The 291-nt window shown below is 36.1% G+C and carries 1 protein-coding gene; it reads right to left on the bottom strand.

The annotated features are described in order from the left end of the window. A partial coding sequence (locus Q0935_RS15840; RefSeq protein ID WP_299388343.1) for a hypothetical protein occupies nt 1-291 on the bottom strand: 291 nt, incomplete at both ends.

Genomic DNA, 291 nt, shown 5'->3' with positions numbered 1-291 from the left:
AAAATCTGCTGCTGTTTGTCCTCCTGTAAAAATTTGAGGTGTGATTACCGCATCAAAATCAAACTGGTTAATACCATCATTATCATCATCACAAATAATATAGTCGTCGATTGCGATTGGGACTACTGGTGAAGGCAATACTTCTAAATCTAAAGTTACTGTTGTACTACAACCTGTTAAATCGTTAGTGACTACTGCATAGATAGTTTGTAGATCTTCTACAATATTTGCATATGGACTAACTAATGGGTTAGTACCACTCATAGCATCGGCTTGTGTTTCGTAATATGC

It is taken from the genome of uncultured Lacinutrix sp. (assembly GCF_947500605.1).
GTDB lineage: Bacteria > Bacteroidota > Bacteroidia > Flavobacteriales > Flavobacteriaceae > Lacinutrix.
This window is presented reverse-complemented; position numbering and strand designations above follow the sequence as displayed.